Annotated in this window: 17 protein-coding genes and 1 tRNA gene; 12 read left to right on the top strand and 6 right to left on the bottom strand. The window is 62.6% G+C overall.

Annotation, left to right across the window (positions count from 1 at the left end):
- Positions 1 to 270: 270 nt before the first annotated feature.
- On the bottom strand, positions 271 to 546 hold the full coding sequence (locus PQR27_RS13865) for an oxidative damage protection protein (protein ID WP_073427523.1): 276 nt from the start codon (positions 544 to 546) through the stop codon (positions 271 to 273).
- Between the two features lie 256 nt (positions 547 to 802).
- Positions 803 to 2,191 carry an amino-acid N-acetyltransferase gene (gene argA / locus PQR27_RS13860; protein ID WP_408524195.1) on the bottom strand — a complete coding sequence of 463 codons (1,389 nt, stop codon included), beginning with the start codon at positions 2,189 to 2,191 and terminating at the stop codon, positions 803 to 805.
- A gap of 23 nt (positions 2,192 to 2,214) precedes the next feature.
- On the opposite strand from argA, the gene hrpA reads away from it, so the two are divergent.
- Positions 2,215 to 6,447, top strand: a complete 4,233-nt coding sequence (hrpA, locus tag PQR27_RS13855) for an ATP-dependent RNA helicase HrpA (protein ID WP_408524194.1) — start codon at positions 2,215 to 2,217, stop codon at positions 6,445 to 6,447.
- Between the two features lie 189 nt (positions 6,448 to 6,636).
- Here hrpA and PQR27_RS13850 read toward each other — a convergent pair whose 3' ends face one another.
- Complete coding sequence (locus PQR27_RS13850) at positions 6,637 to 9,768, bottom strand: YadA-like family protein (protein WP_408524193.1); 3,132 nt, start codon at positions 9,766 to 9,768, stop codon at positions 6,637 to 6,639.
- Between the two features lie 610 nt (positions 9,769 to 10,378).
- Here PQR27_RS13850 and PQR27_RS13845 point away from each other — a divergent pair.
- The 4 genes from PQR27_RS13845 (at position 10,379) to PQR27_RS13830 (ending at position 14,302) form a co-directional block, all read left to right on the top strand.
- Positions 10,379 to 11,395, top strand: a complete 1,017-nt coding sequence (locus PQR27_RS13845) for a YVTN family beta-propeller repeat protein (RefSeq protein ID WP_408524192.1) — start codon at positions 10,379 to 10,381, stop codon at positions 11,393 to 11,395.
- Positions 11,396 to 11,441: 46 nt separating this feature from the next.
- The gene (locus PQR27_RS13840) at positions 11,442 to 12,440 is read left to right on the top strand and encodes a sterol desaturase family protein (RefSeq protein WP_408524191.1); all 999 of its coding nucleotides are present in this window, start codon (positions 11,442 to 11,444) and stop codon (positions 12,438 to 12,440) included.
- Between the two features lie 181 nt (positions 12,441 to 12,621).
- Positions 12,622 to 13,452, top strand: a complete 831-nt coding sequence (locus PQR27_RS13835; protein ID WP_408524190.1) for an EI24 domain-containing protein — start codon at positions 12,622 to 12,624, stop codon at positions 13,450 to 13,452.
- A gap of 19 nt (positions 13,453 to 13,471) precedes the next feature.
- Entirely contained in the window at positions 13,472 to 14,302 is an 831-nt protein-coding gene (locus PQR27_RS13830) for a competence/damage-inducible protein A (protein ID WP_408524189.1), read from the top strand.
- 36 nt (positions 14,303 to 14,338) lie between these two features.
- Here the strand turns inward: PQR27_RS13830 and PQR27_RS13825 are convergent, their stop codons facing one another.
- On the bottom strand, positions 14,339 to 14,803 hold the full coding sequence (locus PQR27_RS13825) for a rhodanese-like domain-containing protein (RefSeq protein ID WP_408524188.1): 465 nt from the start codon (positions 14,801 to 14,803) through the stop codon (positions 14,339 to 14,341).
- A 440-nt stretch (positions 14,804 to 15,243) separates the two neighbouring features.
- On the opposite strand from PQR27_RS13825, the gene glnA reads away from it, so the two are divergent.
- The 4 genes from glnA (at position 15,244) to PQR27_RS13805 (ending at position 21,783) form a co-directional block, all read left to right on the top strand.
- The gene (glnA, locus tag PQR27_RS13820; RefSeq protein ID WP_408524187.1) at positions 15,244 to 16,659 is read left to right on the top strand and encodes a type I glutamate--ammonia ligase; all 1,416 of its coding nucleotides are present in this window, start codon (positions 15,244 to 15,246) and stop codon (positions 16,657 to 16,659) included.
- 137 nt (positions 16,660 to 16,796) lie between these two features.
- Positions 16,797 to 17,939, top strand: a complete 1,143-nt coding sequence (glnL, locus tag PQR27_RS13815; protein WP_408524186.1) for a nitrogen regulation protein NR(II) — start codon at positions 16,797 to 16,799, stop codon at positions 17,937 to 17,939.
- A gap of 36 nt (positions 17,940 to 17,975) precedes the next feature.
- The gene (ntrC, locus tag PQR27_RS13810; RefSeq protein WP_408524185.1) at positions 17,976 to 19,490 is read left to right on the top strand and encodes a nitrogen regulation protein NR(I); all 1,515 of its coding nucleotides are present in this window, start codon (positions 17,976 to 17,978) and stop codon (positions 19,488 to 19,490) included.
- Between the two features lie 154 nt (positions 19,491 to 19,644).
- Entirely contained in the window at positions 19,645 to 21,783 is a 2,139-nt protein-coding gene (locus tag PQR27_RS13805) for a prolyl oligopeptidase family serine peptidase (protein ID WP_408524184.1), read from the top strand.
- On the opposite strand, the gene xth is transcribed toward PQR27_RS13805, so the two are convergent.
- Complete coding sequence (gene xth / locus PQR27_RS13800) at positions 21,753 to 22,529, bottom strand: exodeoxyribonuclease III (RefSeq protein WP_408524183.1); 777 nt, start codon at positions 22,527 to 22,529, stop codon at positions 21,753 to 21,755. The two genes, PQR27_RS13805 and xth, sit on opposite strands and share 31 nt — an antisense overlap.
- 158 nt (positions 22,530 to 22,687) lie before the next feature.
- Between xth and PQR27_RS13795 the strand changes: the two genes are divergently transcribed.
- Entirely contained in the window at positions 22,688 to 22,975 is a 288-nt protein-coding gene (locus PQR27_RS13795) for a hypothetical protein (protein ID WP_408524182.1), read from the top strand.
- 104 nt (positions 22,976 to 23,079) lie between these two features.
- Positions 23,080 to 23,156 (top strand) — tRNA-Met (locus PQR27_RS13790).
- 87 nt (positions 23,157 to 23,243) lie between these two features.
- Here the strand turns inward: PQR27_RS13790 and PQR27_RS13785 are convergent.
- Positions 23,244 to 23,942, bottom strand: coding sequence for an aspartate/glutamate racemase family protein (locus PQR27_RS13785; RefSeq protein ID WP_408524181.1), 699 nt, complete (start codon positions 23,940 to 23,942; stop codon positions 23,244 to 23,246).
- A 209-nt stretch (positions 23,943 to 24,151) separates the two neighbouring features.
- Between PQR27_RS13785 and PQR27_RS13780 the strand changes: the two genes are divergently transcribed.
- The gene (locus tag PQR27_RS13780; RefSeq protein ID WP_408524180.1) at positions 24,152 to 25,444 is read left to right on the top strand and encodes an amidohydrolase family protein; all 1,293 of its coding nucleotides are present in this window, start codon (positions 24,152 to 24,154) and stop codon (positions 25,442 to 25,444) included.
- Positions 25,445 to 25,508: the final 64 nt, after the last annotated feature.

The raw sequence follows: 25,508 nt of genomic DNA, 5'->3' as shown, positions 1-25,508 counted from the left end.
TTGGAACGTTGCACATGATAGCACGATGACAGAGGATCGTGCAAACCCGGCAGCCGGAAAGGTCTGCGCGGAGGGCGCGCTATCCCTTGCCGGGCGGGGGGTTCGGCGGATCGAACGGGTATGAAAAAGAGGCTTAAAACCTGCTCGGAATGTACCGTTTGGAGAGTCCGCCGAGCGTCACGGGACGAAAAAAATCCGCGCATGTAGCGCGGATTTTTTGCTCTGGCCCGCTTTCGGCAAACGTGCCGCCAAAAGAGGCGCAAACGTGGCTTACTCGGCCGAAGGCGGTACGTAACCCTGCGCCGTGTCCGCGCCTTCGCCGAAGAAGAATTTTTCGGTTTGCTTCATCAGATATTGGCGTGCGCGCGGATCGGCCATGTTCAGGCGGTTTTCGTTGATCAGCATGGTCTGCTGCTTCAACCAGGCCTGCCACGCTTCCTTCGAAATGCTTTCGTAGATCCGCTTGCCGAGTTCGCCCGGCAGCGGCGGGAAATCGAGGCCTTCGGCTTCCTTGCCGAGCTTCGCGCATTGAACCATACGAGTCATGCTGTGCTTCTCCTGTGTCGACCGGAGTTAGTGCTTTAGCACTTACTCCGGTCCCATGAAAAATAGTTGCGATAGTTAGTGCTTTAGCACTTACTCCGGTCCCATGAAAAATAGTTGCGATAGTTAGTGCTTTAGCACTTACTCCGGTCCCATGAAAAATGGTTGCGGTAGTTAGTGCTTTAGCACTTACTCCGGTCCCATAAAAAATGGTTGTTGTGTCAATGTCGGGACGGACGGTCGCTTTATATGAGGCCGTTCAGAGCTGTTTCATCAGCACCAGCGACTTGCGCTGCCAGTTATAGAGCCGGCGGCGGTCTTCCGGCAGGTCGTCGACGGTGACCTTGACGAAGCCGCGCTTGAGGAACCAGTGTTCAGTACGCGTGGTGAGCACGAAAATACGCGTGAGGCCGCGGGCCCGCGCGCGTTGTTCGATGCGCTTGAGCAGGCGCTCGCCGTCGCCGGTGCCTTGCGCTTCCGGCGCGACGGTCAGACACGCCATTTCGCCGATGCGCTCCTGCGGGTACGGATACAGCGCCGCGCAACCGAACAGCACGCCATCGTGCTCGATCACCGAGAAATGGTCGATGTCGCGTTCGATCTGGTGGCGGCCGCGCCGCACCAGCGTACCGTCCGACTCGAGCGGCTCGATCAGCGAGAGAATGCCGCCGACGTCGTCCGGCGTCGCTTCGCGCAGGCTTTCGAGGTTCTCGTACGAGATCATCGTGCCCACGCCGTCGTGCAGGAACAGTTCGAGCAGCAGGCTGCCGTCGAGCGCGTAGGGAATGATGTGCGCCCGCGCCACGCCGCCGCGGCAGGCGCGGATCGAGTGCTTCAGGTAGAAGCCGGCGTCGCCGGTAACCTCGCCGCTCTCATGCAGCTTGTAGGCGTCGTCGAGCGACAGTTCGCGGACCAGCTCGGGACCGTCTTCACCGGCCTCCATCAAACCTGGCGTTTCAGTCAGAAACACGATCTTGTCCGCGCGCAGCGCGATGGCGGCCGCCGAGGCGACGTCTTCCATGGCCAGATTGAACGCTTCGCCGGTGGGCGAGAAGCCGAGCGGCGAGAGCAGCACCAGCTTGCGGCTGGCGAGCGAATGGCGGATCGAATCCGCGTCGATCTTGCGCACCACGCCGGTGTGGGCGAAATCGACGCCGTCCAGAATACCGACCGGGCGGGCCGTGACGAAATTGCCCGACACCACGCTGATGTGCGCGTGCGCCATGGGCGTGTTCGGCAAGCCCTGGCTGATCGCGGCTTCGATATCCAGACGCACTTCGCCGGCGGCTTCTTTCGCCGACTCCAGCGCGCGGGCGTCGGTGATACGCATGCCGTGCGAAAACTCGGATTCGACGCCGTGCAGGCTCATCTGTTCTTCGACCTGCGGTCGCGAGCCATGCACCAGAACGATCTGGATGCCCATGGCCTGCAACAGCGCGATATCGGAGACGAGCGCATTCAGGAGCCCCTGATGCACCACTTCGCCGCCGAACCCCACGACGAAGGTCTTGTTACGGAATGCATGGATGTATGGGGCGACTGAGCGCATCCAGTCGACGAATTGCGCGTGCTGGGCGAGGTCTTCCGTTGCTCCGGCGGGGGCCGGAACGCTCGCGGGCGCGGGGACGAGGTCGGTTTGGGAATTCATGCCGGGGATTATAATGCGCCCCCATGTCGAACGTACCCAAAAGTCCCGCTGCGGCGAACGAGAATGCGGCGCCGGACGCCGATCAGTTGAAGTCCGGCGACGCCGCGCGTCGTGTGGCGCGAGACGCAGCCCGCAACACGCCGCCAACGGCGCGTGAGCCGCAACGCGCGGCGCAAAAGCCGCAAGCGTCCGCGCAAAATAATCCGCAGGCGCAGAAAAGCGCTCAGGAGGGCCGCAAACACAAAGCGCAGCCGCAAGGCGATGCAGCGCGCCGTGCCGAACCGCGCCCGCCGCGAACTCAGCGCATTGTCGAACCGAACCCGATCCCGCCGATCACGTTCCCCGAAGCGTTGCCGGTTTCCGGCCGCCGCGAGGAAATCGCGCGCGCCATCGCGCAGAATCAGGTCGTGATCGTGTGCGGCGAGACCGGTTCGGGCAAGACGACCCAACTGCCGAAAATCTGCCTCGAACTCGGGCGCGGCCTCGGCGCCGGCGGCACCGGTCTGATTGGCCATACGCAGCCGCGCCGGATCGCCGCCTCGGCGACAGGCCGCCGGATTGCCGAGGAACTCGGCACGCCGTTCGGCGAAGTGGTCGGCTACAAGGTGCGCTTTACCGACAATCTGTCGCCCGGCGCGTCCGTCAAACTGATGACGGACGGTATTCTGCTCGCCGAAACGCAGACCGATCCGCTGCTGAAGGCGTACGACACGCTGATCATCGACGAAGCGCACGAGCGCAGCCTGAACATCGATTTTCTGCTTGGCTATCTGAAGGAAATTCTCGTCAAGCGCCCCGATCTGAAGCTGATCGTGACCTCGGCGACGATCGACGCGGACCGTTTCGCGCGCCATTTCGGCAGCGACGACAAGCCCGCGCCGGTGATCGAAGTGAGCGGCCGTCTTTATCCGGTCGAGGTGCGCTACCGGCCGGTCGCGGAAGACAGCCCGGCGGTGAAGGCGGCGGAAGGCACATCGCCCTCGTCGCGTGAACGTGACCGCGAGCGGCCGAAAACGCAGCGCGAGACCGACCGTGATCTGATGGAAGCCATCGTCGACGCGGTCGACGAACTGTGCCGCGAAGGCCCCGGCGATGTGCTGGTGTTCCTGCCTGGCGAGCGCGAGATTCGCGACGCCGCCGAGGCGCTGCGCAAGCATCATCCGCCGCATACGGAGATTTTGCCGCTGTTCGCGCGCCTGTCCGCGGCCGAACAGGAGCGCGTGTTCCGCACGTCGAACGCGCGGCGCATTGTGCTGGCGACCAACGTCGCGGAAACTTCGCTGACGGTGCCGGGCATTCGCTACGTGGTCGATACCGGTCTCGCGCGTGTGAAGCGCTACTCGTATCGCAACAAGGTCGAGCAGTTGCAGGTCGAATCGATCTCGCAGGCGGCCGCCAATCAGCGGGCAGGGCGTTGCGGCCGCGTCGCGGATGGCATCTGTATTCGTCTGTACGAGGAAAGCGACTATCAGGGCCGCGTGCGTTTCACCGACCCGGAGATTCTGCGTTCGTCGCTCGCGTCGGTGATTTTGCGGATGAAGTCGCTGCATCTGACGGCGATCGAAACCTTCCCGTTCATCGAGCCGCCGCCGGGCCGCGCGATCGCCGACGGCTATCAACTGCTCAACGAACTGGGCGCCGTCGACGACGACAACCAGCTCACGCCGCTTGGCCGCGAACTCGCGCGCCTGCCGCTCGATCCGCGCGTCGGCCGGATGATTCTCGCCGCGCGCGATCAGCAGGCTCTGAAAGAAGTGCTGATCATCGCCAGTGCGCTGTCCGTGCAAGACCCGCGCGACCGGCCGATCGAGGCGCAGGAACAGGCCGACCAGGCGCATCGCCGGTTCGCCGATGAGCGCTCGGAATTCCTGCAGTGGCTGAAAATCTGGAACTGGTTCGAAGAAGCGATCGCGCACAAAAAGTCGAACAAGCAATTGCATGAGGAGTGCCGCAAGAACTTTCTCTCGCAACTACGTTTGCGTGAGTGGCGCGACGTGCACTCGCAATTGCTGACGGTGGTGCGTGAACACGGCTGGCGTCTGAATGAGGCGGAAGCGACGTTCGAGCAGATTCACCTCGCGTTGCTGACCGGCCTGCTGGGTAATATCGGCCTGAAAGCCGACGACGAACCCTATTACCTCGGCGCGCGCAGCATCAAGTTCTATCTGTGGCCGGGCTCGGCGCTGGTGAAGAAGGCCGGCAAATGGGTAATGGCCGCGGAGCTGGTCGAGACGAGCCGGCTTTACGCGCGTTGTATTGCGAAAATCGAGCCGGAGTGGATCGAGAAGATCGGCGCGCATCTGTTGAAGAAATCGCTGTCCGAGCCGCATTGGGAGAAGCGCGCGGCGCAGGTATCGGCGTTCGAGCGCGCGATGCTGTACGGCCTGCCGATCTATCACCGGCGGCGCGTGAGCTTCGGCAAACAGGACCCGGCGCGCGCGCGTGAACTGTTCATTCGCGGGGCACTCGTCGAAGGCGAGTTCGATACCAGACTCGCGTTCTTCGCGCATAACCGCAAGCTGCTCGCTGACATCGAGCAACTCGAACACAAGTCGCGCCGCCAGGACGTGCTGGTCGACGACGAGCTGATTTTCGGCTTCTACGATCAGGCGTTGCCGCAAGGCATCTATACGGGCGCGTCGTTCGAACGCTGGTATCGCGATGAAGTGAAAAAGAGCGGTCAGGCGGAAGACAAGCTGCGCCTGTTGTATCTGTCGCGCGACGATTTGATGCGGCATGAAGCGGCCGGCGTCACCACCGACCTGTTCCCGAAACGGATGACGATGGCGGGCGTCGAGATGGCGCTCACGTATCACTTCGAACCGGGTTCGCCGCGTGACGGTGTGACGCTCGCGGTGCCGCTGTATGCGCTGAACCAGGTCGACGCGCGGCGCTGCGAGTGGCTCGTGCCCGGCATGCTGAAGGAAAAGGCGCAACTGCTGCTGAAATCGTTGCCGCAGAAGCTGCGGCGGCATTGCGTGCCGCTGCCGGAATTCGCCGCGGGTTTCGTCGACCGGCATAGCGGGCCGCGCTTCGGCGCGGGCGGTGTGCTCGAAGCGCTGATTGCCGACGTGCGCGAGCAGACGCAGGTCGCGATGAAGCAATCGGACTTCAAGCTCGAGACGCTGACGCCGCATCTGTTCATGAACTTCAAGGTCATCGACGAGCATGGCCGGCAATTGGCGATGGGCCGCAATCTGTCGCAACTGCGCGCCGAGCTCGGTGGCCAGGCGCAGCAACATTTTCAGAAGATCGCTTCGGGCGCGGCTGGGGCGGCGCTCGCGGATGCGGGCGGTGGCGGAGCGGCTGTGCCGGCGGCGTCGGCGGGCGCTGCTGCGGCGCGTGGCACGGGCGCCGCCGGCGGCCCGCACACAGCGCCGCAGGGCGGTGCGGCAGCCACTGCGCTGTACGAAAAACTCACGACGTGGAATTTTGGCAAGCTCCCCGAGTTGCTCGAGATCCGCCGCGGCGGACAGACGCTGTTCGGCTATCCGGCGTTGGTGGATCGCGGCACGCATTGCGACGTCGAAGTGTTCGATTCGCCCGACGAAGCCGCGCGTATTCATCGCGCGGGGCTGCGGCGTCTCTTTGGGTTGCAACTGAAGGAGCCGATCCGGTATCTGGAGAAAAACCTGCCGGGGCTGCGTGAAATGGCGATGCAGTTCATGACGCGTGGCACCCAGGAGGAATTGCGCGATCAACTGATCGACACCGCGCTCGACCGCGCCTGCCTGCAAGACCCGCTGCCGGACGACGACGTCAGTTTCCACACGCGCCGCGACGAAGGCCGCAGCCGTCTGACGTTATTGGCTCAGGAAATCGCTCGCCTGGTTGGACAGATTCTCAGCGAATACGCGACGGTGACGAAAAAGCTGGTGCAGGCGAAAACCTTCACGGCCGCCTACGCGGACATGCAGAACCAGCTCGACGGGCTGATCGGCAAGCGTTTCTTGGTCGACACGCCGTACCCGCAACTCGCACATTTCCCGCGCTATCTGAAAGGTATCGCGCTGCGCATCGACAAACTGAAAGCGGATTCCGCGCGCGATGCCCGGCAGTTCGCCGAATTCCAGCCGCTATTGCAGAACTATCAGCGCGCGCTCGCGCAGCGCGGCGGCGTGCTGGATACGCGCCTGTCGGAATTCCGCTGGCTGCTGGAAGAGTTGCGTATCTCGTTGTTTGCGCAGGAGTTGCGCACGCCGATGCCGGTCTCGGTGAAACGTCTCTATAAGGTGTGGGAATCGATGCAGCGCTAGGGTGTGCGGCTCACGTGTGTGAGCCGGCGCGGCACAGGGTGGGACAAGCTCTTTCCAGCACGCGAAAAAAAGCGCGCGACCCCCTTCCTTTTGAGAACGACATCGCGCGCAAAGGGTGCGGGCCCTGATGGCCCCGCACCCGCTCGCTGCTATAACAGATACTCACGTATGGTCGAGCATGACCGTGTCTTACCAGTGCATACCGGCGCCGACCGAGGCGCCGAACTGGCCGCGCGAGTCACTCGTGCCTTGCACCTTGTAGACCCACTTGCCGGTTTCCGACAGTTGCGAGACGCCGATGGCGATCGCCGACTGGCCGCCATACGTGCCGGCGCCCATCGCCACCATCCCGTGACCCGGCAGAACCGCCTGCGGCAGACCCGCGACGGCGAGTGCCGCCGCCGTGCCGCCGTAGCTGTCGCGGCGGGCCGAGCGGATCTGGTCGTCGGTATAGCTCTTTGCCTGGCCGACCGCGCCGCTCACCGACTGGTTCAACTGGTTGACGTTGACGGCGTCGGTGCCTTGCACGCCGGCAGCAACGTTGGCGATCTGGCGTTCCTGACCCGCTGCGCCGACCGACACGGTGTTCGCGCGATCCGCGACCGAGCCTTGGCCCAACGCCACTGAGTTGTCCGCGCTGGCGTTGGCATTTGCGCCGAGGGCCGTTGCGTTGCTTGCGCTTGCAACCGAGTTCGCACCAATAGCGACCGCATTGGTGCCGGTGGCCTGCGCATTCGCACCGGACGCAACCGAGTGCGTGCCGGTTGCCACCGCGCCTTCGGTATCGCGATCGCCTTCGGCGCTGAAGAACGGGTTGGCGGTGTTGACGGTGATGTTGCTGACCGCGCCGCTAATCGCCGCGTTCAACTGGCCGAGGTTGACGGCGTCGGTGGCGTCCACGCCGTCGGCGACGTTGTGAATCGCGGTGCCCGCATCGCCGCCCAGCGTGACGCTGTTCTTGTTGACGCTGCCGTCGGCGTTCTGGTCGTACGTGAGCGCGCCGTCGAGTTTGGCCGCGGTGGCGGCGCCCTGGTCGCTGACGGCTTTCAGCTGGGCGACGTTGACCGCGTCGGTATCGGCGGTGCCGGCTGCGACGTTGGTGATCTGGCGTTCCGCGCCGGCGGCGCCGACGGAAACGCTGCTGGCGCGATCGGCGATCGAACCCTGGCCGAGGGAGACCGAGTTGTCGGCCTGAGCGTACGCCTTGTAGCCGAGCGCAGTGGCGTTCGTGGCGAGGGCTTGCGCGCGGGAGCCGATTGCGGTGGCGCCGGCGATGTTCTCGTCGCTGAGCGACAGCGGATCGCGGCCGGCGACGGCGTTGGCGCCGATGGCCACTGATGTGTCGCCGTTGGCCGTCGAGAGATTGCCGACTGCGATGCTATTGTCGCCGCTGGCCAGCGAGGCATTGCCGCCGGCAAAAGCGTTCTTGCCCGAAGCGCTTGCGGCAGTGCCTACGGCGACAGCGCGATCGCCGGTGGCGGATGCGTCATCGCTGCCGTCGTTGGCGCCATTTGCCTTGAAATGGCGCGATCCGCCAGCCATGGCGGCAGCCAACTGGCCGACGTTGACGGCGTCGGTGGCGTCGGTGCCGGCCTTCACGTTGGTGATCTGACGTTCGCTGCCGGCTGATCCGACCGAGACGGTGTTCGCGCGATCCGCTACCGAGCCCAGGCCCAATGCGACTGAACCGTCCGCACTGGCGTCGGCCAGATTGCCAAGTGCCGCGCTGCCGAATCCTGACGCCGAGGCGTTGCTACCAATTGCGGTGGAGAGTGCACCCGTCGCGGTCGCGCCGCCGCCTACCGCGGTGGCGCCGACGTCGCCGGCAATAGAGTTTGCGCCCACGGCAGTCGAGATTGTGCCTTCTGCGGTGGCGAGCGTGCCGACCGCCGTGCTGGCCTTTCCCTCCGCCCATGCAGAGGTACCGGCTGCAAAGGATGTATCGCCCGAGGCGCTCGAGCCGCTTCCGATCGCGACCGAATGATCGCCGTTCGCGATGGCATCGTCTCCGCTACCGTCGATGCCCGTCGCCTTGAAATAACGCGATGCACTGGCCGTGGCTGCAGCGAGCTGGCTGACGTTGACGGCATCGGATGCTTCGGTGCCGGCAGCGACATGAGTGATCTGGCGTTCGCTGCCTGCGGAGCCGACTGAAACGCTGTTCGCCCGATTTGCGATAGAACCTTGACCCAAAGCAACGGAGCCGTCCGCGAATGCGTTCGACGACGCGCCGATGGCGACTGCGTTGACGCCGGTAGCGCGCGACATGTCGCCGAGCGCGGCGCTACTCAATCCGGTTGCGGATGAGAATGCGCCAATCGCAGTGGCCGTCTCGCCTTTCGCTTCCGCTCCAGTACCAACCGCGGTAGCGCCCATTTCGCCGGCAACGGCGCTGGCGCCGACTGCTAGCGAGTAGTCGGCCGTAGCTTTGGCGTTTGCGCCTGCGGCGATCGCTTGCGTGCCGGTAGCTACGGCGTCATCCGTACCATTGTTTGCGCCGTCGGCCTTGAAGTAGTGCAGGGTGCCGCTGCTGGCGACGGCATTGACCTTGCCATCGACTGCGCTGAGTTGGCTGACGTTGACAGCATCGGTGGCGGAGGCGCCGGCGGCGACGTTGGTCACGCGGCGTTCGCTGTTTGCAGAGCCAACCGAAACTTCACCCGTTGCAGTGGCTGCGGCGATTGTCGGCAAGGGTGTGCCGTCCAACGGTTTTGGTACATAGGCCGATGTAGTCAGATCTGTGGCCGTGGTCGAGCTTGCACCCAGCGCGACACTATTGTCGCTCGTTGCCGTGGCCTTATAGCCGATCGCAACGGAGTGGGCCCCGTCCACCTCTGACAAGGCGCCTATGGATGTCGAGCCCACTCCCATCACCGTGGACACGTTGCCAATAGCTGTGCCGAATTCTGCCCCGGCGTTGACTTCAGCCCCACCGCCCGCTGCAAACGCCCCTATGGCGTTGGCCTGAGCCATATAGCCGAACGCGCTGGTGCCATCGACGCTTGCGTTGGCTCCATAGCCAACCGCAGTTGAGTTTTTACCAGACGCGGCGGCATTCGCGCCTGCAGCGACCGCGCCTGGTTGGCTTGCGTTTGCAGGGCGGTCTACGCCTGGGATGAGTTCTTTGGCGTCGAAGTAATATTCCGCCCCCGCCGCATACGCCCCCGACGCCCCACCCACCAACGCTGCCCCAGCCAACACCACGCGCGCCACCGCCAGCTTCCGCGCCGTGCCGCGCTTCGTCTTCGAGCGTGCCGTTTCCGACGTGGCCACCCACGTTCCCGTCGCTTCACACCAGACCGATTTATAGATTTTGTTCATGTTTTCAGAAAACTCCGCGGAAATACGAGCGTGGACAGAGCGTGAAAACATTCGATTCGGATCAGGTATCACCACCCTTAAATATTTCGCGCACAAAATAAACATGTCGACCGCGGTTTCTCCGTTGTCCGTTTTTTCGTGTCCTTCTGAATTTCTCGCGCGTCCGAACTTCATGCGTCACGCCCGCAAGTCCACAGGATTAAGTGCATGGGCGATGATCGGCGGCATTCTGTCGGCTGGCGTGATACGGACGATATAAGCCAATTCCTAAACGACGGAGGAATAAATGGTTTCCTACAATTAAATGTAAAGTGATGTGTTTAAATAGGTCGAGCAAAGAATAAACTCAATTATTCTTATGTAATTTATCTGATTATGAGAATGAAATAATCTGTCGTTTTATGGGGTGACGATATTTTGTTAAAATTCCTGCTGCCGATTTTCTTGCCTGAAGTGCGATTAATCTGTCATCGATTCGGATTGGCCAAGTTCGCATTGTGCGAATGACCCGTGTTCCGGACGTTTTCCCCCGTGTCACGGCCGCTTCCACGTCAACCGCTGGGACGGACAAACGTTCTACAATGACGGTTGTTCTCCGAAGTGAGTTTTCATGCGTAAATTTTTTCTTCCCGGCTTGACTGCCACGTTCGCCGCGGGCGCGGTGCTGGCCGCCGCCGCAGGCTTTTTTTCTCCGGCGGCTCTCGCCAACAACGTGATCGTGCTCAACTCCGGCGAAGCCACGCTGAGCCTGATTGACGAGACCACCCGCCAGGTTGTCGGCACCGTGCCCACGGGCAAGGAACCGCACCATTTGATGGCCACGCCGGACAATTCGTCGCTGATCGTCGCGAATTCGGTGTCGAATAACCTGATGTTCGTCGATCCGAAGTCGGGCAAGGTGCAGCGCTGGGTCGAGAACATCGAGGATCCATATCAGATCGGGTTTTCACCTGACCGCAAGTGGCTCGTCACCACGGGCCTGCGTCTGGATCGTCTCGATATCTATCACTACGATCAGCAGAACCAGATGACGCTGGCGTCGCGCCTGCCGCTCGCGGTGATGCCGAGCCACATGGCGTTCACGAACGACAGCAAAACGGTATTCGTCACGCTGCAGGTCTCCGGCGAACTGGCCGCGATCGATCTGGCCACGCAAACCGTGAAGTGGAAAATGAAAGTCGGTAAGGTGCCGGCGGGCCTGTGGATGACACCGGGCGACAAATACCTGCTGATCGGCATGACCGGCGCGGATTACGTCGCGGTGGTGGACTGGCGCAACCAGAAAATCGTCAAGACGATCCAGACGGGCAAGGGCGCGCACAACTTCCGTTCGCTGGCTGACGGCAAACACGTGGCGGTGTCGAACCGTGTCGCGAGCACCATCAGCATCATCGACGAAGACACGCTCACCAATGTCGGCGACATCACCGGTTTGATGCCGGGGCCAGATGACATGGAACTTTCCGCTGACAAACGCTATCTGTGGGTTACGTTCCGCTTCGCGAAGCACGTCGGCATCATTGACCTGAACACGCGTAAGCTGATCCAGACGATTGCCGTCGGCCGTTCGCCGCACGGTATCTATTTCTTCAATCGCGCGCCGGTCACGGCGCCGAACGGCGCGTAGAGTGATACAGGCGAGCCGCCACGGATGAAGTAACCAGACCAGCACCATGTTCCATCTGATTTTTTCTTCTCTCGACAGTTTCGTCTCCGCCGTGCAGACGCTGCTGTACGTCGACGTGGTGCAGCCGCTGCTGTTCCACTTCAATCTGATGGATTACGACGAAGACACGTACGACAGCCTGTACTGGCTGATCGTCGGCGTCTTCGAGGTGCTGGCCATGTACGCAATCCTGCGCCCGCTCGAGGCGCTGCGCCCAGTGGAGCAGTGGGAAAACCGCAAGGCGGTGCGCGTCGACGTGATCTACACGTGGATCGCCAAGCTGGGCATCCTGAACCTGTTTTTCTTCTTCGCGCTGCAGCCGTTCTTCGACAACGTGCAGGCCTGGCTGCGGCTGCACAACATCGCGAACATCGAATTCGACAATCTGTGGCCGGGCGTGACCACGCAACCGCTTGTCACGTTCGTGATGTATCTGCTGGTGCTCGATTTTGCCGGTTACTGGTATCACCGCTGGGAGCACCGGATCGGCGTGTGGTGGGAGTTGCACGCTGTGCATCACAGCCAGCAGCAGATGTCGCTGTGGTCCGACGACCGTAATCATCTGCTCGACGATCTGCTGCAGGCGTCGTTTTTCGCGGTGATCGCGCTGGTGATCGGTGTGCCGCCGTCGCAATTCGTCGTGCTGGTGGCGATCACGAATCTCGCCCAGAGCGTGCAGCACGCCAATATTCGCATGTACTTTGGCTGGCTTGGCGAGCGCCTGCTCGTCAGCCCGACTTTCCATCGCCGCCACCATGCCATCGGCTACGGCCATGAAGGCCTGAAATACGGCTGCAACTTCGGGGTGCTTTTCCCGTGGTGGGACATGCTGTTCCGCAGTGTGTCATGGAGCCGCGAGATGGAACCGACCGGCATTAGCGATCAACTCCAGGGCCGTCGTTATGGCGACGGCTTCTGGGCGCAGCACTGGCTCGCTTTCGTGCGCATCGCCGCGCGGCTCTCGCCGAAGCGCCGCACCGAACGCAACGACACGGCCGCAGTCTAGGCATTCTTCCTCGTTCTTCCTTTCACGCCGCCGGTTTCCCCGGCGGCGTCTCGCGTGGTTTATCCTGTCCACGTTTCGGCGCATGTTCCCGGTTCGCTAGTGGGTCCGCTGTCTGGCTCGCGCCCAGGTTCGTTGCGCCGCTCTCCTTATTCCATCGTTTTGTTCACCGGCACTGGCTCGCATGAATGATCTGTTGCGCTCGTTCGGGCGTGCGCTTACAAGCGCGCTCCACCCGCGCATGCTCTGGCTGACCTTCGTGCCGTTTCTCGCGGCAACGGTCGGGTGGGGCGTGATCCTGTGGTTTTCCTGGCAGACGCTGATCGGCGCGACCCGCACGTGGCTCGAAAGCTGGGCGTTTACCGTCACGCTTTATCATCTGTTCGACTGGCTCGGCTTTTCGTCGCTGCACACCGCGATCGCGCCTTTCATTGTGATTGCGATGGCGATTCCGCTGATTGTGGTATCGGTGCTGTTGCTGATCGCCACGCTGTCGATGCCGGCGGTGATCCGCTTCCTCTCGGCGCGGCAATTTGCCAGCCTGGAAATGCGCCGTGGCGGAACGTGGTACGGTAGTCTCGGCCAGGCGCTGTGGACCACGCTGGTCTGTTTGCTGCTGCTGATCGTGACGCTGCCGCTCTGGCTGGTGCCGCCGTTCTTTGCGCTGATTCCGCCGCTGCTGTGGGGCTGGCTGACCTATCGCGTCATGAGCTACGACGCGCTTGCGCTGCATGCCACGCGTGACGAGCGGCGTGCGCTGGTGCGGCGATTCCGGCTGCCGCTGCTGTTGATCGGTATCGCGAGCGGTCTGCTGGGTTCACTGCCGACGTTGCTGTGGGCGTCGTCGGTGTGGGCGATCGTGCTATTTCCGGTGATCACCGCGGTGACCATCTGGATCTACGCGTTCATCCTTGTCTTCTCGGCATTGTGGTTCGGCTACTACTGTCTGCGCGCGCTCCAGCGCATGCGCGCGGAAGAGCACGGTCCGCGGCACGCGGCGCCGGTTCCTTACTGACTAAACGAAAGAGGCGGCAATGGCATTTGGCGTCATCATCATCGGCGACGAAATCCTGTCGGGCAGACGTATCGACAAGCATCTGCCGAAGGTCATCGAATTGCTGGGCGCGCGCGGGCTGTCGCTCGGCTGGGCGGAGTACATCGGCGACGATCCGGAGCGCATCACGGCAACACTGCGCCGTACGTTCGCCTCGGGCGACATTGTGTTTTCGACGGGCGGCATCGGCGCCACGCCGGACGACCATACGCGCCAATGCGCGGCGGCCGCGCTCGGCGTGCCGCTCGAACTGCATCCGGAAGCGGCCAGGCTGATCCAGGAGCGTATCCGCGACATGTATCCGGCGAATTCGACCACGCCGCTCGATCTGGAGTCTCCGGAGAATCGCCACCGTCTGAATATGGGCACGTATGCACGGGGTGCGTCGATCATTCCGAATGGCTACAACAAGATTCCGGGTTTTTCGATCAAGGGGCACCATTTCGTGCCGGGTTTCCCGGTGATGGCATGGCCGATGATCGAGTGGGTGTTGGATACGCAATACGCGAATCTGCATCACGCCATGCCGCACGCGGAAAAGTCGCTGCTGGTGTTCGAATTGCCGGAGTCGCGGCTCACGCCCTTGATGGAAAAGATCGAGCACGATTTTCCGGGCGTGCGAGTGTTCAGTCTGCCGAGCATCGGTGACGCGGAGCGCGGCGGCGTGTATGCGCGCCATCACATCGATCTGGGTGTAAAGGGCGAGCCGGAAGCGGTAGCGGCGGCCTTCGTGAAGCTGCGCGAAGGCGTGCATCTACTGGGCGGCGATATCGTCGAACCCGAGACGGCCGCCGCTAAAGCGCGCGGTTGACCCCGCCAGGTCGCAAGGTTCGCGCGCAGGATTGCGTCAGGCGCCGATCCACGGCAACCCGCGGAAGCACCAGCCCGACACGGTTTTCCGATGCCCCTGACCGTCCTTGTCGCCCTCGAAACCTTCCAGCAGGTCATACGCTTTCGTGAAGCCGGCCTGGGTGGCGGCGATCGCCGCGAGCTTGGAGCGCGCGGCGCTGCGGCATAGAAACAGCACCGGCGTATCGGGCGAGGCCGCCTGACTTAGTTGCTGAAGGAATTCCTGATTCGGCACGGCGCCCGGATAACGCGTCCACTCCACATGCGCATATTGCCCGTCGCCGATCACCGGCCGGCCGACCCAATCGAGTTCGGCGCGGGTGCGCACGTCGACAAGACGCGTGCGCGGATCGAGTTGCAGCAGTTCGAAGGCTTCGGCGGGGGATACCGCGCCCGCATAGGGCAACTGGTTCTCGGTGCGGCGCTTGTCCGCCTGGGCGTACAACTGTTCGAGCGTGCTCATGAGCGCAAATCTCCTTCGGACCAAATGATCATTCTAGCGCGCGGCGGGCGGCCTGCATGCGGTCTGGAGCAGACGTCTGCCGGCAAGGGCAGTCGCCAGGTTATGCATCGAAATGGTGCGAATCTTCGCGAATGCACCAAAACGGAGATGCACGCCGTTGCTGATTTTGAGAATGCACGCACATGGTGCATTGTTCGGTTCAAAGATAGTGGGGCCGCATGCGCTTCGGTGCGCCGGCTCCCCGCAAACGCGCGTGTGCAGTGGTTTTGCGCCGTGCTGGCGCATACATGGCATGGAAGCTGCTTTATTGGTGCCGATCGATTTGCCCCAGCAGGCTTTGATGTTCCCCATTACCAAACCAGGGGTGGACGCGCCGGGGCGGGTCAGCTAGATTGGGCGGCGGCTGAATCCGCCGAATTCGTTAATCAGGAGAAAAGGTTATGAGTAAATCCGTGGCCGACGTCGTTCAACTCGTCAAAGACGAAGACGTCAAGTTTGTCGACTTCCGTTTCACCGACACGCGCGGCAAAGAGCAACACGTTTCGGTGCCGGTGTCGGCATTCGATGAAGACAAGTTCGAAAGCGGCCATGCGTTTGACGGTTCGTCGATTGCCGGCTGGAAAGGCATCGAAGCATCGGACATGTTGCTGATCCCGGACGCGAACACGGCCTTCATCGACCCGTTCTATGAAGAGTCGACCCTTGTCCTGACCTGCGACGTGGTCGAGCCGGCTGACGGCAAGGGCTACGAGCGCGACCCGCGCTCGCTCGCCAAGCGCGCTGAAGCGTACCTGAAGAGCACGGGTCTCGGCGACACGGCATTCTTCGGTCCGGAACCGGAATTCTTCATTTTCGACTCGATCAAATGGGGCACGGATCAATCGGGCACGTTCGTCAAGATCGGTTCGGAAGAAGCACCGTGGTCGTCGTCGATGGACTTCGAAGGCGGCAACACCGGTCACCGTCCGGGCACGAAGGGCGGCTACTTCCCGGTCGCTCCGGTGGACACGTTCCAGGACATCCGTTCGGAAATGTGCCTGTTGCTCGAACAGATCGGCATCCCGGTCGAAGTGCATCACCACGAAGTCGCGGGCCAGGGCCAGAACGAAATCGGCACCAAGTTCTCGACGCTGGTGCAACGCGCCGACTGGCTGCAGCAAATGAAGTACATCATCCACAACGTCGCGCACACGTACGGCAAGACGGCAACGTTCATGCCGAAGCCGGTGGTCGGCGATAACGGTTCGGGCATGCACGTTCACCAGTCGATCTGGAAGGACGGCCAGAACCTGTTCGCAGGCAATGGTTATGCAGGTCTGTCGGAATTCGCGCTGTTCTACATCGGCGGCATCATCAAACATGCTCGCGCGCTGAACGCGATCACGAACCCGTCGACGAACTCGTACAAGCGCCTCGTGCCGCACTTCGAAGCACCGGTGAAGCTGGCTTACTCGGCTCGCAACCGTTCGGCATCGATCCGCATTCCGCACGTGTCGAACCCGAAGGGTCGTCGTATCGAAACGCGCTTCCCGGATCCGATGGCGAATCCGTACCTGTGCTTCTCCGCGCTGATGATGGCGGGTCTGGACGGCGTGCAGAACAAGATTCACCCGGGCGAAGCTGCCGACAAGAACCTGTACGACCTGCCGCCGGAAGAGGATGCAAAGATCCCGACCGTGTGTGCCGGCCTCGATCAGGCGCTGGACGCACTGGACGCGGACCGCGAGTTCCTGACGCGCGGTGGCGTGTTCACGGATTCGATGCTCGACGCGTACATCGAACTGAAGACGGGCGAGCTGCAACGCTATCGTCAGTCGGTGCACCCGATCGAATTCGAAATGTACTACTCGCTGTAAGCGGCAATGACGCTTCGCCCTTCAAACGGCGAAGCGCTTTGCCCGACGCTCGCGATCGGTCACGAAGGGACGGCGGCGCCGTCCCTTTTTTGTTGGGCCGAAGACTTATCACCATCTCCTATCGGCCAGACTGCAAGATGGTTCTCAAGAATCTGATCAAGGCAAGAAAAGGGCACGAGCAGACGCTCTCGGACGACGCTCAACTGGTCAGTTCCGGTTTGCTGCCCGGCTTCGAGGCATTGCCCACGGTCGTGCTGATCCTCGACAAGCGCACGCTGCGCGTCGCGTTCGCGAACCCGTCGGCGGAATCGATGCTCGAGCTCTCGCGCAAGCAACTCACGCAGATGGCGTGGCCGGATATTTTCTCGAACGCGGCCGAACTGGTCGCGACCATTACCGCGATCGCCGCCCACCGGTTTCACGCGACCCATCTGGACGCCGTGCTCGAGCGTCCGGGCCACGAGCCGCTGCATGTGCATGCGATCGTCGGCTTTCTGGAAAGCGCGCAGGACTACGTGCTGCTGGAACTGTTCGAGAACGAGCGGCATCTGCGCACCGACCGCGAGGAGCGCATCAACGACCTCACGGCGGTCAACAAACAACTCATCCGTAATCTCGCGCACGAAATCAAGAATCCGCTCGGCGGGATTCGCGGCGCGGCGCAACTGCTCGAGTTCGAACTCGGCGAGCGCCAGCGCGATGAATTGCGCGAGTACACGCAGGTCATCATCAAGGAATCGGACCGGCTGCAAACGCTGGTCGACCGCCTGCTGGAGCCGCATCGTCATCCGCATATTGTCGGCGACGTGAATATTCACGAAGTATGCGAGCGCGTGCGCCAGGTGATTCTCGCGGAGTTTCCGCGTGGTCTGACGATCGAACGCGATTACGACGTGAGCGTGCCGGACCTGCGCGGCGACAAGGAGCAACTGATCCAGGCGCTCCTGAACATCGTGCGCAATGCGGCTGAAGCATTGCGCGAACGTATTTCGCAAGGCGACGCGCGCATCGAATTGCGCACTCGCATTGCACGCAAGATCACGGTGTCGAAACGTTTATGTAAGCTGGCACTGGACTTGCATATCACTGACAACGGCCCTGGCATTCCCGAGGATATCCGTGACCGCATTTTCTATCCGCTCGTGTCGGGGCGCGAGGACGGTAGCGGTCTCGGTCTGACGCTCGCGCAGACCTTCGTGCAACAACACGACGGTCTGATCGAAGTGGATAGCCGGCCGGGCCACACCGAGTTTCAGATTCTGCTGCCGCTCGACTGCTAACCTCTATATGCCTTTCAAGACTTCTGACCGACCTATATGAAGCCGATCTGGATAGTAGACGACGATCAATCGATTCGCTGGGTGCTCGAAAAAGCGCTCGCCCGCGAAAACTTCGCGACGCGTAGCTTCGCGAATGTGCGCGAGGCATCGGCGGCGCTCGATCACGACAGCCCACAGGTGCTGGTGTCCGACATCAGGATGCCTGGCGGGTCCGGCCTCGAATTGCTGCAAACCGTGCGTGACAAGGTGCCGGGCTTGCCCGTCATCATCATGACGGCATTCTCGGATCTGGATAGCGCGGTCGCCGCATTCCAGGGCGGCGCATTCGAATACCTCGCGAAACCGTTCGACGTCGACAAGGCGGTCGAGTTGATCCGGCGCGCGGTCGACGAAAGCATGCGCGGCGAACAGACGTGGGATGACCGCGTCGCCGATGCACCGGAAATGCTCGGCCAGGCACCGGCGATGCAGGATATGTTTCGGGCGATAGGCCGGCTGTCCCATTCCGCGGCAACCGTGCTCATTACCGGCGAATCAGGCACCGGAAAGGAACTGGTTGCGCGTGCCTTGCACCGACATAGCCCACGCGCGAACGGTCCGTTCATCGCGCTGAACACGGCGGCGATTCCGAAAGATCTGTTGGAATCCGAACTGTTCGGCCATGAGCGCGGTGCGTTCACGGGTGCCCAGGCGATGCGCCAGGGGCGCTTCGAGCAAGCGGAGAATGGCACACTGTTTCTCGACGAAATCGGCGATATGCCGTTCGATTTGCAAACGCGTCTCCTGCGCGTGCTGTCGGATGGGCAGTTCTATCGCGTCGGTGGCCACAATCCGTTGCGCGCCAACGTGCGCGTGATCGCGGCGACCCACCAGAATCTCGAGTCGCGCGTGCGTCAGGGCCTGTTCCGCGAGGACTTGTATCACCGGCTCAATGTGATTCGCTTGCGCTTGCCGGCGTTGCGCGAGCGCAGCGAAGACATTCCGCTGCTGACGCGCCACTTCCTGCAGAAAAGCGCGCGCGATCTCGGCGTCGAACCGAAACGCGTGTCCGAAGAAGCACTGGCGCATCTGGCCTCGCTGCCGTTTCCGGGCAACGTGCGGCAACTGGAGAATCTCGCTAACTGGCTGACGGTGATGGCGCCGGCGCAAACCATCGAGATCAAGGACTTGCCGCCCGACCTCAGCCCCACGCAGTCGGGTGCGACCGATCTCGCCGGTGGTGGCGGTGCGATTGGCACCGGCGAGGTGGGTCTGGCAGGCGCTGCGCCGGTCAATGGGACCAGCGCCGCGGCGCATCCGGCGAGCGCTGCTGGCGCGCCGGTGCCAACGACAGTGAGCGCCTGGGAAGGCGGCTTGCGTACCGAAGTCGCGCGCATGCTGCGCGAGAACGCGGCCGACGTCATGGACGAACTCGCACGCCGTTTCGAAGCGGCGGTGATTCGCGAGGCGCTGGACTTCACGCGCGGACGCAAGGTGGAGGCGGCTGAGCGACTTGGCATCGGCCGCAATACGATTACGCGCAAGATTCAGGAACTCAATCTCGAGCCCTGAAAGGGTTGGCCTGGCCGGTCATCCCGTTTGCACCGATGTCAATGCCCCGCATCATGCGCACGTTGCGCGCGTGATGCGGCATGGCGTCGCCGTTACGACTCAGCGCGCATACTGCGCGGCATAATCGGTTCTCCTTTCTATTGCGGGAGCCGTTATGCCTACCACATTTTCCTGGCCTCTATCCCCCGATACCTTTCTCGCGCTCGAAGTGCTCGACGATCCGGCGGCGCTCGAATGGGTGGAGCGGCAGAACGTGCGTACGGTCTCGGCATGGACGAGCGGAGCACGCTTTGACGCGCTCAAAAAGCGGCTTGCGGAAGTCTATTTGCCGGCCGAGCGGCCCGTCATCGCCTCGCGCTGGGGGCATTGGGCTTACGACTTCTGGCAGGACGCGCAGCATCCCCGCGGCATCTGGCGGCGCACATCATGGGCGAGTTGGCGTTCGCGCCAACCGGATTGGCAAACCTTGCTTGACTTCGATGCGCTTGGCGCGGCGGAGGGCATGTCGTGGGTGTGCGTCGACTGCCCGATTCTTTATCCGGATGGTGACCGGGCGCTGATTTCCCTGTCGGACGGCGGCTCGGATTCGATCATCGTGCGCGAGTTCGATCTCGATACCCAACGCTTCGTCGACGGCGGCTTCGTGATTGCCGAGCCGGGTAAGCACACGATCTCGTGGATCGACCGCGACACCGTCTATCTCGGCTGGGACAACGGCGGCACGAGCCTGACGCGTTCCGGCTATCCACGCGAAGTGCGGCGCTGGACGCGCGGCACGCCGATCGCGGATGCATCGGTTGTGTTCAGCGCCGGATTTGACGATATTGGGGTCGCTGCGGGTTACTCTCCCATCGAGCGGCGCCATGGACTAGCCGTTGGGATCGATTCGTTTGATTCGCATAGCTACTATCTGGACGGCTCTCAGGTTTGGCAGCGTTTCGACGTGCCGGCGCACGTGACGGTCGGAGCATGGGAAGGCTGGTTGCTGCTTTCGCCCCGGCTGGATTGGGACTGCGGCGGTGTTCACTACACCGGCGGCGCATTGCTGGCGATTCGCGAAGCAGAGTTTCTGCGTGGCGGGCGCAATGTCGTCGCGCTTTTCACGCCGGGGTCGACAACTTCGGCATGTGACTACGACTTTACGCGTCACCACCTGATCGTCTCGTATCTCGACCATGTGCAGCAGCGTACTGTTCTATGGCAGCCCAAGCGATTGGATGACGGCAACTGGCAGTGGATCTCACGCGAGTTTCCAGTGCAGGAGAACGTGCAGGTCGGCGTGTCGCCGATCGAGGCGACACTGGGCGACGAGGCGTATGTCAGCGTCGGCGACTATCTTCAGCCGCCCGGCTGCTGGATCGTCGATCTGGCGCAGGACGATCTCACGCAATGGGAATTGATCGATCGTTGGCCGGCAAACTTCGACGCCACGCCTTTCGCCGTGATGCGCGCTCACGCGGTGTCCGCGGACGGCACCCGCGTGCCCTACACCGTGATCGGTCCGCGCGACGGTGGACAACAGACGCGGCCCTGTCTCCTGATCGGCTATGGCGGCTTCGAGATTGCGCTGACGCCGGAATACCTGGCCGGGACCGGCGTCGGCTGGCTGGACGCCGGCGGTGTCTATGTGGTCGCGAATATTCGTGGCGGGGGAGAGTTCGGCCCCACATGGCATACGGCCGCGGTGGGGCCGAACCGCCAGCGCGCATTCGACGACTTCATTGCCGTCGCGCAGGCGCTGGTTGACACGGGAGTGACGACGCCTGCGCAGTTGGGCATCCAGGGCGGTAGCAACGGGGGATTACTGGTGGCGGCATGCATGATGCAACGGCCCGAATTGTTTGGTGCCGTGGTGAGTCAGGTGCCGCTGCTGGACATGAGCCGTTACCATCTTTTGCACGCGGGTGCATCGTGGCTCGACGAATTCGGCGATCCGGACATTCCCGAGCAGGCGCGGGTCCTGGCCGAGTATTCGCCGTACCATCAGGTGTCAGCTGGCCGGGCGTATCCGCCCGTGCTATTCATGACATCCGCTGGCGACGACCGCGTGCATCCCGGCCATGCACGTAAGATGGCCGCGCGAATGCAGGCGCTCGGCACCGACACGGTCTGGTACTTTGAAGACACGCAAGGCGGCCACGGGGCCGCGGACGGTCTGCACATGGCGGCGCAGGACGCCCTGGTGTTTGAGTTCCTGTGGTCTTGTCTGGGTGAGCGCGAAGGCGCGCCGTCCGCGGACTGGCGCTTCGGCTCATTGGCCCGTCAGCCGATCTGCGCGACGACCGGCGCGTGATCCGACGGCTGGTCCCACTTGCGCGGCACCTTGTCGACTTCGCAGGATGAGCAGATTTGCGCCAGCGCTTTCGACAACAGAATATGGTCGATTCGCAGGCCCGCGTTGCGGCGGAACGCCATCATCCGGTAGTCCCACCAGGAGTAGATCTTCTCCGGCTGATCGAACTGACGGAACGCGTCGACGAGACCGAGTTCGATCAGCCGCACGAACTCGGCGCGCTCCTCGGGCGACACCAGATTCTGGCCTTCCCATGCTTTCGGATCGTGCACGTCGCGATCTTCCGGCGCGATGTTGTAGTCGCCGAGCAGCGCGAGTTTCGGATACGCCGTCATTTCGCGCGCAACCCAGTCGTGCAACTCAGCGAGCCAGCGCAGCTTGTACGCGAATTTTTCGGTGCCCGGCGCCTGGCCATTCGGGAAGTACGCGGAAATGATGCGCACGCCTTCCACCGTGGCGGCAATCACGCGTTGCTGCAGGTCTTCGAAGCCGGGGATATTCCGCACAACACTGCTTTCATCGACGTGCAGTCCCTCGCGCACGACGATGCCGACGCCGTTATAGGTTTTCTGGCCGGCGAACCAGCTCCGGTAGCCTTTGGCTTCGAGTTCGGCGCGCGGGAATTTTTCGTCCGGCAACTTCAGTTCCTGCAGGCACAGCACGTCGGTCTGACTGGTTTCGAGCCAGTCGATCACGTGCTGCTGGCGAACTTTGAGGGAATTGACGTTCCAGGTGGCGATTTTCATGAATTTTCAGGAATCTGCGTATTTCCGATAGTCCCGCATCTTATCGCGCGAGACGATCGACCGCGGAAAAAGCCCCGGCGGCCAGTAAAAATAAAACCGCGGGCGAGGTTTCCCGCGGCGTATAGTGAGACCACATTCACGCGCCTCGGGGGTGCATCATGGCCGAACTTTACCCAGCCCTTTATAAGGACTTCGAAGTGCATCCGCTGGTGTTTTCGCGGGAGTTCGACAAATTCGACGGCCACAAGCGTCACGCCGAAGGTTACGACGTCGCGGTGCGCGTCTGCCGGCCGGGCGCGATCAGCGGCTCGAAGGCAAGCCGCGTGTTTCGTCTCGTGTTGCCGGCCACGTTCTCCGATTTTGGCGTGGCAAAACGCAGTGCGAGCCAGTACGGCGCGGACATCATCGACGGCAAGGTGGAAGGCGCGACGGTCAACGATCTTTGAGCTTGTTGATGAGCGCGCATGCGCCCAGTACGGTTCGTTCCGAAATAATTTCGGATGATTGTTTGACGCCCTGCGAACATCTCTATACAATCCGTTTTCTCTGACGCGGGGTGGAGCAGTCTGGCAGCTCGTCGGGCTCATAACCCGAAGGTCGTAGGTTCAAATCCTACCCCCGCAACCAAGCATTGTTGAAAGCCCGCTGGCGCAAGCCAAGCGGGCTTTTTAACTTATGGCGCGGGTTCGTACGCGGCATTGCCGCCTGCGCATGTCATTCCGTATCGATTGCCCATTCCACTGCCGCTTGCGCATGCAATGCCGTCGTATCGAAGACGGGTAGCGCGGAATCTTCCGGCTTGATGAGCAGCGTGATTTCGGTGCAGCCGAGAATCACCGCCTGCGCTCCGCGCGCGGCTAGTCCTTCGATGACCCGTTGATATACCGCGCGCGAGCTATCAGCCACGGTGCCGTGACAGAGCTCGTCGTAAATGATGCGGTGCACGTCCGCGCGTTCGGCTTCATCGGGAATCAGGGTTTCAAGACCGTAGCGCTCGCTCAGGCGCCCCGTGTAAAACGTCTGTTCCATCGTATAGCGCGTGCCGAGCAAGCCCACTCGCTTCACACCTGCCGCGCGCAGCGCGTTCCCGGTCGGATCGGCGATATGCAGGAACGGCACGCCGATCGCCTGTTCGATGGACTCGTACACGCGATGCATCGTGTTGGTTGCCAACATGACCAGATCGGCGCCGCCACGTTCGAGCTGGCGCGCGGCATCGGCCATCTGTTTGCCGAGCGCGGTCCAGTCGCCGGCGCGCTGGTTGGCCTCGATCGGCGCGAAGTCGACCGTCAGCATCAGGCTGCGGGCGTTGTGGTGCCCGCCGAGGCGCGCCTTCGCGTGGCGGTTCAGAAGCTTGTAGTACTCCGTGGACGATTCCCAGCTCATCCCGCCGATCACGCCGATCGTTTTCATGTACTTGCTCCGTGGTGGTGGATGTATCGTATGGCGCGACGCGCCCAGGCGGCTCATGTCAAACGTCGAGTATAGGCGGCGGGTGCGCGGCGCAGCCGATACGGATGCGCCGCTGCGCGCCGGTACGGCGCCTTGATAATTCGCCCGCACGCACATTCTGACGCCGATAGAATCGATAGCAGTCAAAAAGCGGTCAAAGGGAACCCCATATGGATCTGATCATCCGCCGTGCGATGCTGCCGCCAGGCGCCGCGCCGCAGCAAAAGCAGCCCGTCGACATCGGTATCGACGCGGGCCGCATCGTCGCCGTCGAGCCGAATCTGCTCGCGAATGCGGGCGAAGAAATCGATGCCGCTGGTTCGCTCGTCACACCGCCGTTCGTCGACCCGCATTTCCATATGGACGCGACCCTGTCGTACGGTCTGCCGCGCGTGAATGCGTCGGGCACGCTGCTCGAGGGCATCGCGTTGTGGGGCGAACTGAAGCCGGATCTGACGCAGGAGGCGCTGATCGAGCGCGCGTTGCAGTACTGCGACTGGGCCGTTGCGCGCGGCCTGCTGGCGATCCGCAGCCATGTGGATGTGTGCGATCCGCGCCTGCTCGCAGTCGAGGCGCTGCTCGAAGTGAAGCGCCGCGTCGCGCCGTACCTGGACTTGCAGCTGGTCGCGTTCCCGCAAGACGGCGTGTTGCGCAGTGCCGGCGCGTTCGAGAATCTCAAGCGTGCGATCAGCATGGGTGTTGACGTGGTCGGCGGGATTCCGCATTTCGAGCGCACCATGGCGGACGGCGCGCAGTCGGTGCGCCTGCTGTGCGAATACGCGGCGGAGCAGGGCTTGCGTGTCGACATGCATTGCGACGAATCGGACGATCCGATGTCGCGTCATATCGAAACGCTCGCCGCCGAAACGCATCGGCTCGGCTTGCAGGGGCGCGTCGCCGGTTCGCACCTGACCTCGATGCATTCGATGGACAACTACTACGTCAGCAAGCTCTTGCCGCTGATGCGCGAGTCCGGCGTTGCCGCCATCGCCAATCCGTTGATCAACATCACATTGCAGGGCCGCAGCGACACCTATCCGAAACGGCGTGGCATGACGCGGGTGCCCGAGATGATGGCGGCCGGCATTACCGTCGCGTTCGGCCACGATTGCGTGATGGACCCGTGGTACAGCCTCGGCTCGGGGGACATGCTCGAAGTCGCGCACATGGGCCTGCACGTCGCGCAGATGACGGGCGTCGACGGGATGCGGGCATGTTTCGATGCGGTCACGGTCAACGCCGCGCGTATTCTCGGTCTCGAAGGCTACGGCATCGCGCCGGGTTGCGCGGCCAATCTCGTGCTGCTCGACGCACGCGATCCGGTCGAGGCGATCCGTCTGCGCGCCGCGCGGCTTGCGGTGGTGAGCCGCGGCAAGGTAGTGAGCCGCGCGCCCGCCGCACGGGCGGCGCTGTCGCTCGAAGGACGTCCCTCGGACGTCGATTTCAAGCTGCATCGCGCGTAGCTGCGCACTCAGCAATCGCGAATAGAAAAAGCCGGCGCTTGCGTTAAGCAAGTCACCGGCTTTT

It is taken from the genome of Paraburkholderia fungorum (genome assembly GCF_046027215.1).
Classification (GTDB): Bacteria; Pseudomonadota; Gammaproteobacteria; order Burkholderiales; family Burkholderiaceae; genus Paraburkholderia; species Paraburkholderia fungorum_D.
This window is presented reverse-complemented; position numbering and strand designations above follow the sequence as displayed.

Coding starts and splice junctions, on each gene's coding strand:
- PQR27_RS13825 (WP_408524188.1), bottom strand. CDS start 14,803: ATGAGCACGCTCGAACAGTTGTACGCCCAGGCGGACAAGCGCCGCACC.
- glnA (WP_408524187.1), top strand. CDS start 15,244: ATGAGTAAATCCGTGGCCGACGTCGTTCAACTCGTCAAAGACGAAGAC.
- argA (WP_408524195.1), bottom strand. CDS start 2,191: ATGAATTCCCAAACCGACCTCGTCCCCGCGCCCGCGAGCGTTCCGGCC.
- hrpA (WP_408524194.1), top strand. CDS start 2,215: ATGTCGAACGTACCCAAAAGTCCCGCTGCGGCGAACGAGAATGCGGCG.
- ntrC (WP_408524185.1), top strand. CDS start 17,976: ATGAAGCCGATCTGGATAGTAGACGACGATCAATCGATTCGCTGGGTG.
- PQR27_RS13830 (WP_408524189.1), top strand. CDS start 13,472: ATGGCATTTGGCGTCATCATCATCGGCGACGAAATCCTGTCGGGCAGA.
- PQR27_RS13845 (WP_408524192.1), top strand. CDS start 10,379: ATGCGTAAATTTTTTCTTCCCGGCTTGACTGCCACGTTCGCCGCGGGC.
- glnL (WP_408524186.1), top strand. CDS start 16,797: ATGGTTCTCAAGAATCTGATCAAGGCAAGAAAAGGGCACGAGCAGACG.
- PQR27_RS13805 (WP_408524184.1), top strand. CDS start 19,645: ATGCCTACCACATTTTCCTGGCCTCTATCCCCCGATACCTTTCTCGCG.
- PQR27_RS13780 (WP_408524180.1), top strand. CDS start 24,152: ATGGATCTGATCATCCGCCGTGCGATGCTGCCGCCAGGCGCCGCGCCG.
- xth (WP_408524183.1), bottom strand. CDS start 22,529: ATGAAAATCGCCACCTGGAACGTCAATTCCCTCAAAGTTCGCCAGCAG.
- PQR27_RS13865 (WP_073427523.1), bottom strand. CDS start 546: ATGACTCGTATGGTTCAATGCGCGAAGCTCGGCAAGGAAGCCGAAGGC.
- PQR27_RS13835 (WP_408524190.1), top strand. CDS start 12,622: ATGAATGATCTGTTGCGCTCGTTCGGGCGTGCGCTTACAAGCGCGCTC.
- PQR27_RS13795 (WP_408524182.1), top strand. CDS start 22,688: ATGGCCGAACTTTACCCAGCCCTTTATAAGGACTTCGAAGTGCATCCG.
- PQR27_RS13840 (WP_408524191.1), top strand. CDS start 11,442: ATGTTCCATCTGATTTTTTCTTCTCTCGACAGTTTCGTCTCCGCCGTG.
- PQR27_RS13785 (WP_408524181.1), bottom strand. CDS start 23,942: ATGAAAACGATCGGCGTGATCGGCGGGATGAGCTGGGAATCGTCCACG.
- PQR27_RS13850 (WP_408524193.1), bottom strand. CDS start 9,768: ATGAACAAAATCTATAAATCGGTCTGGTGTGAAGCGACGGGAACGTGG.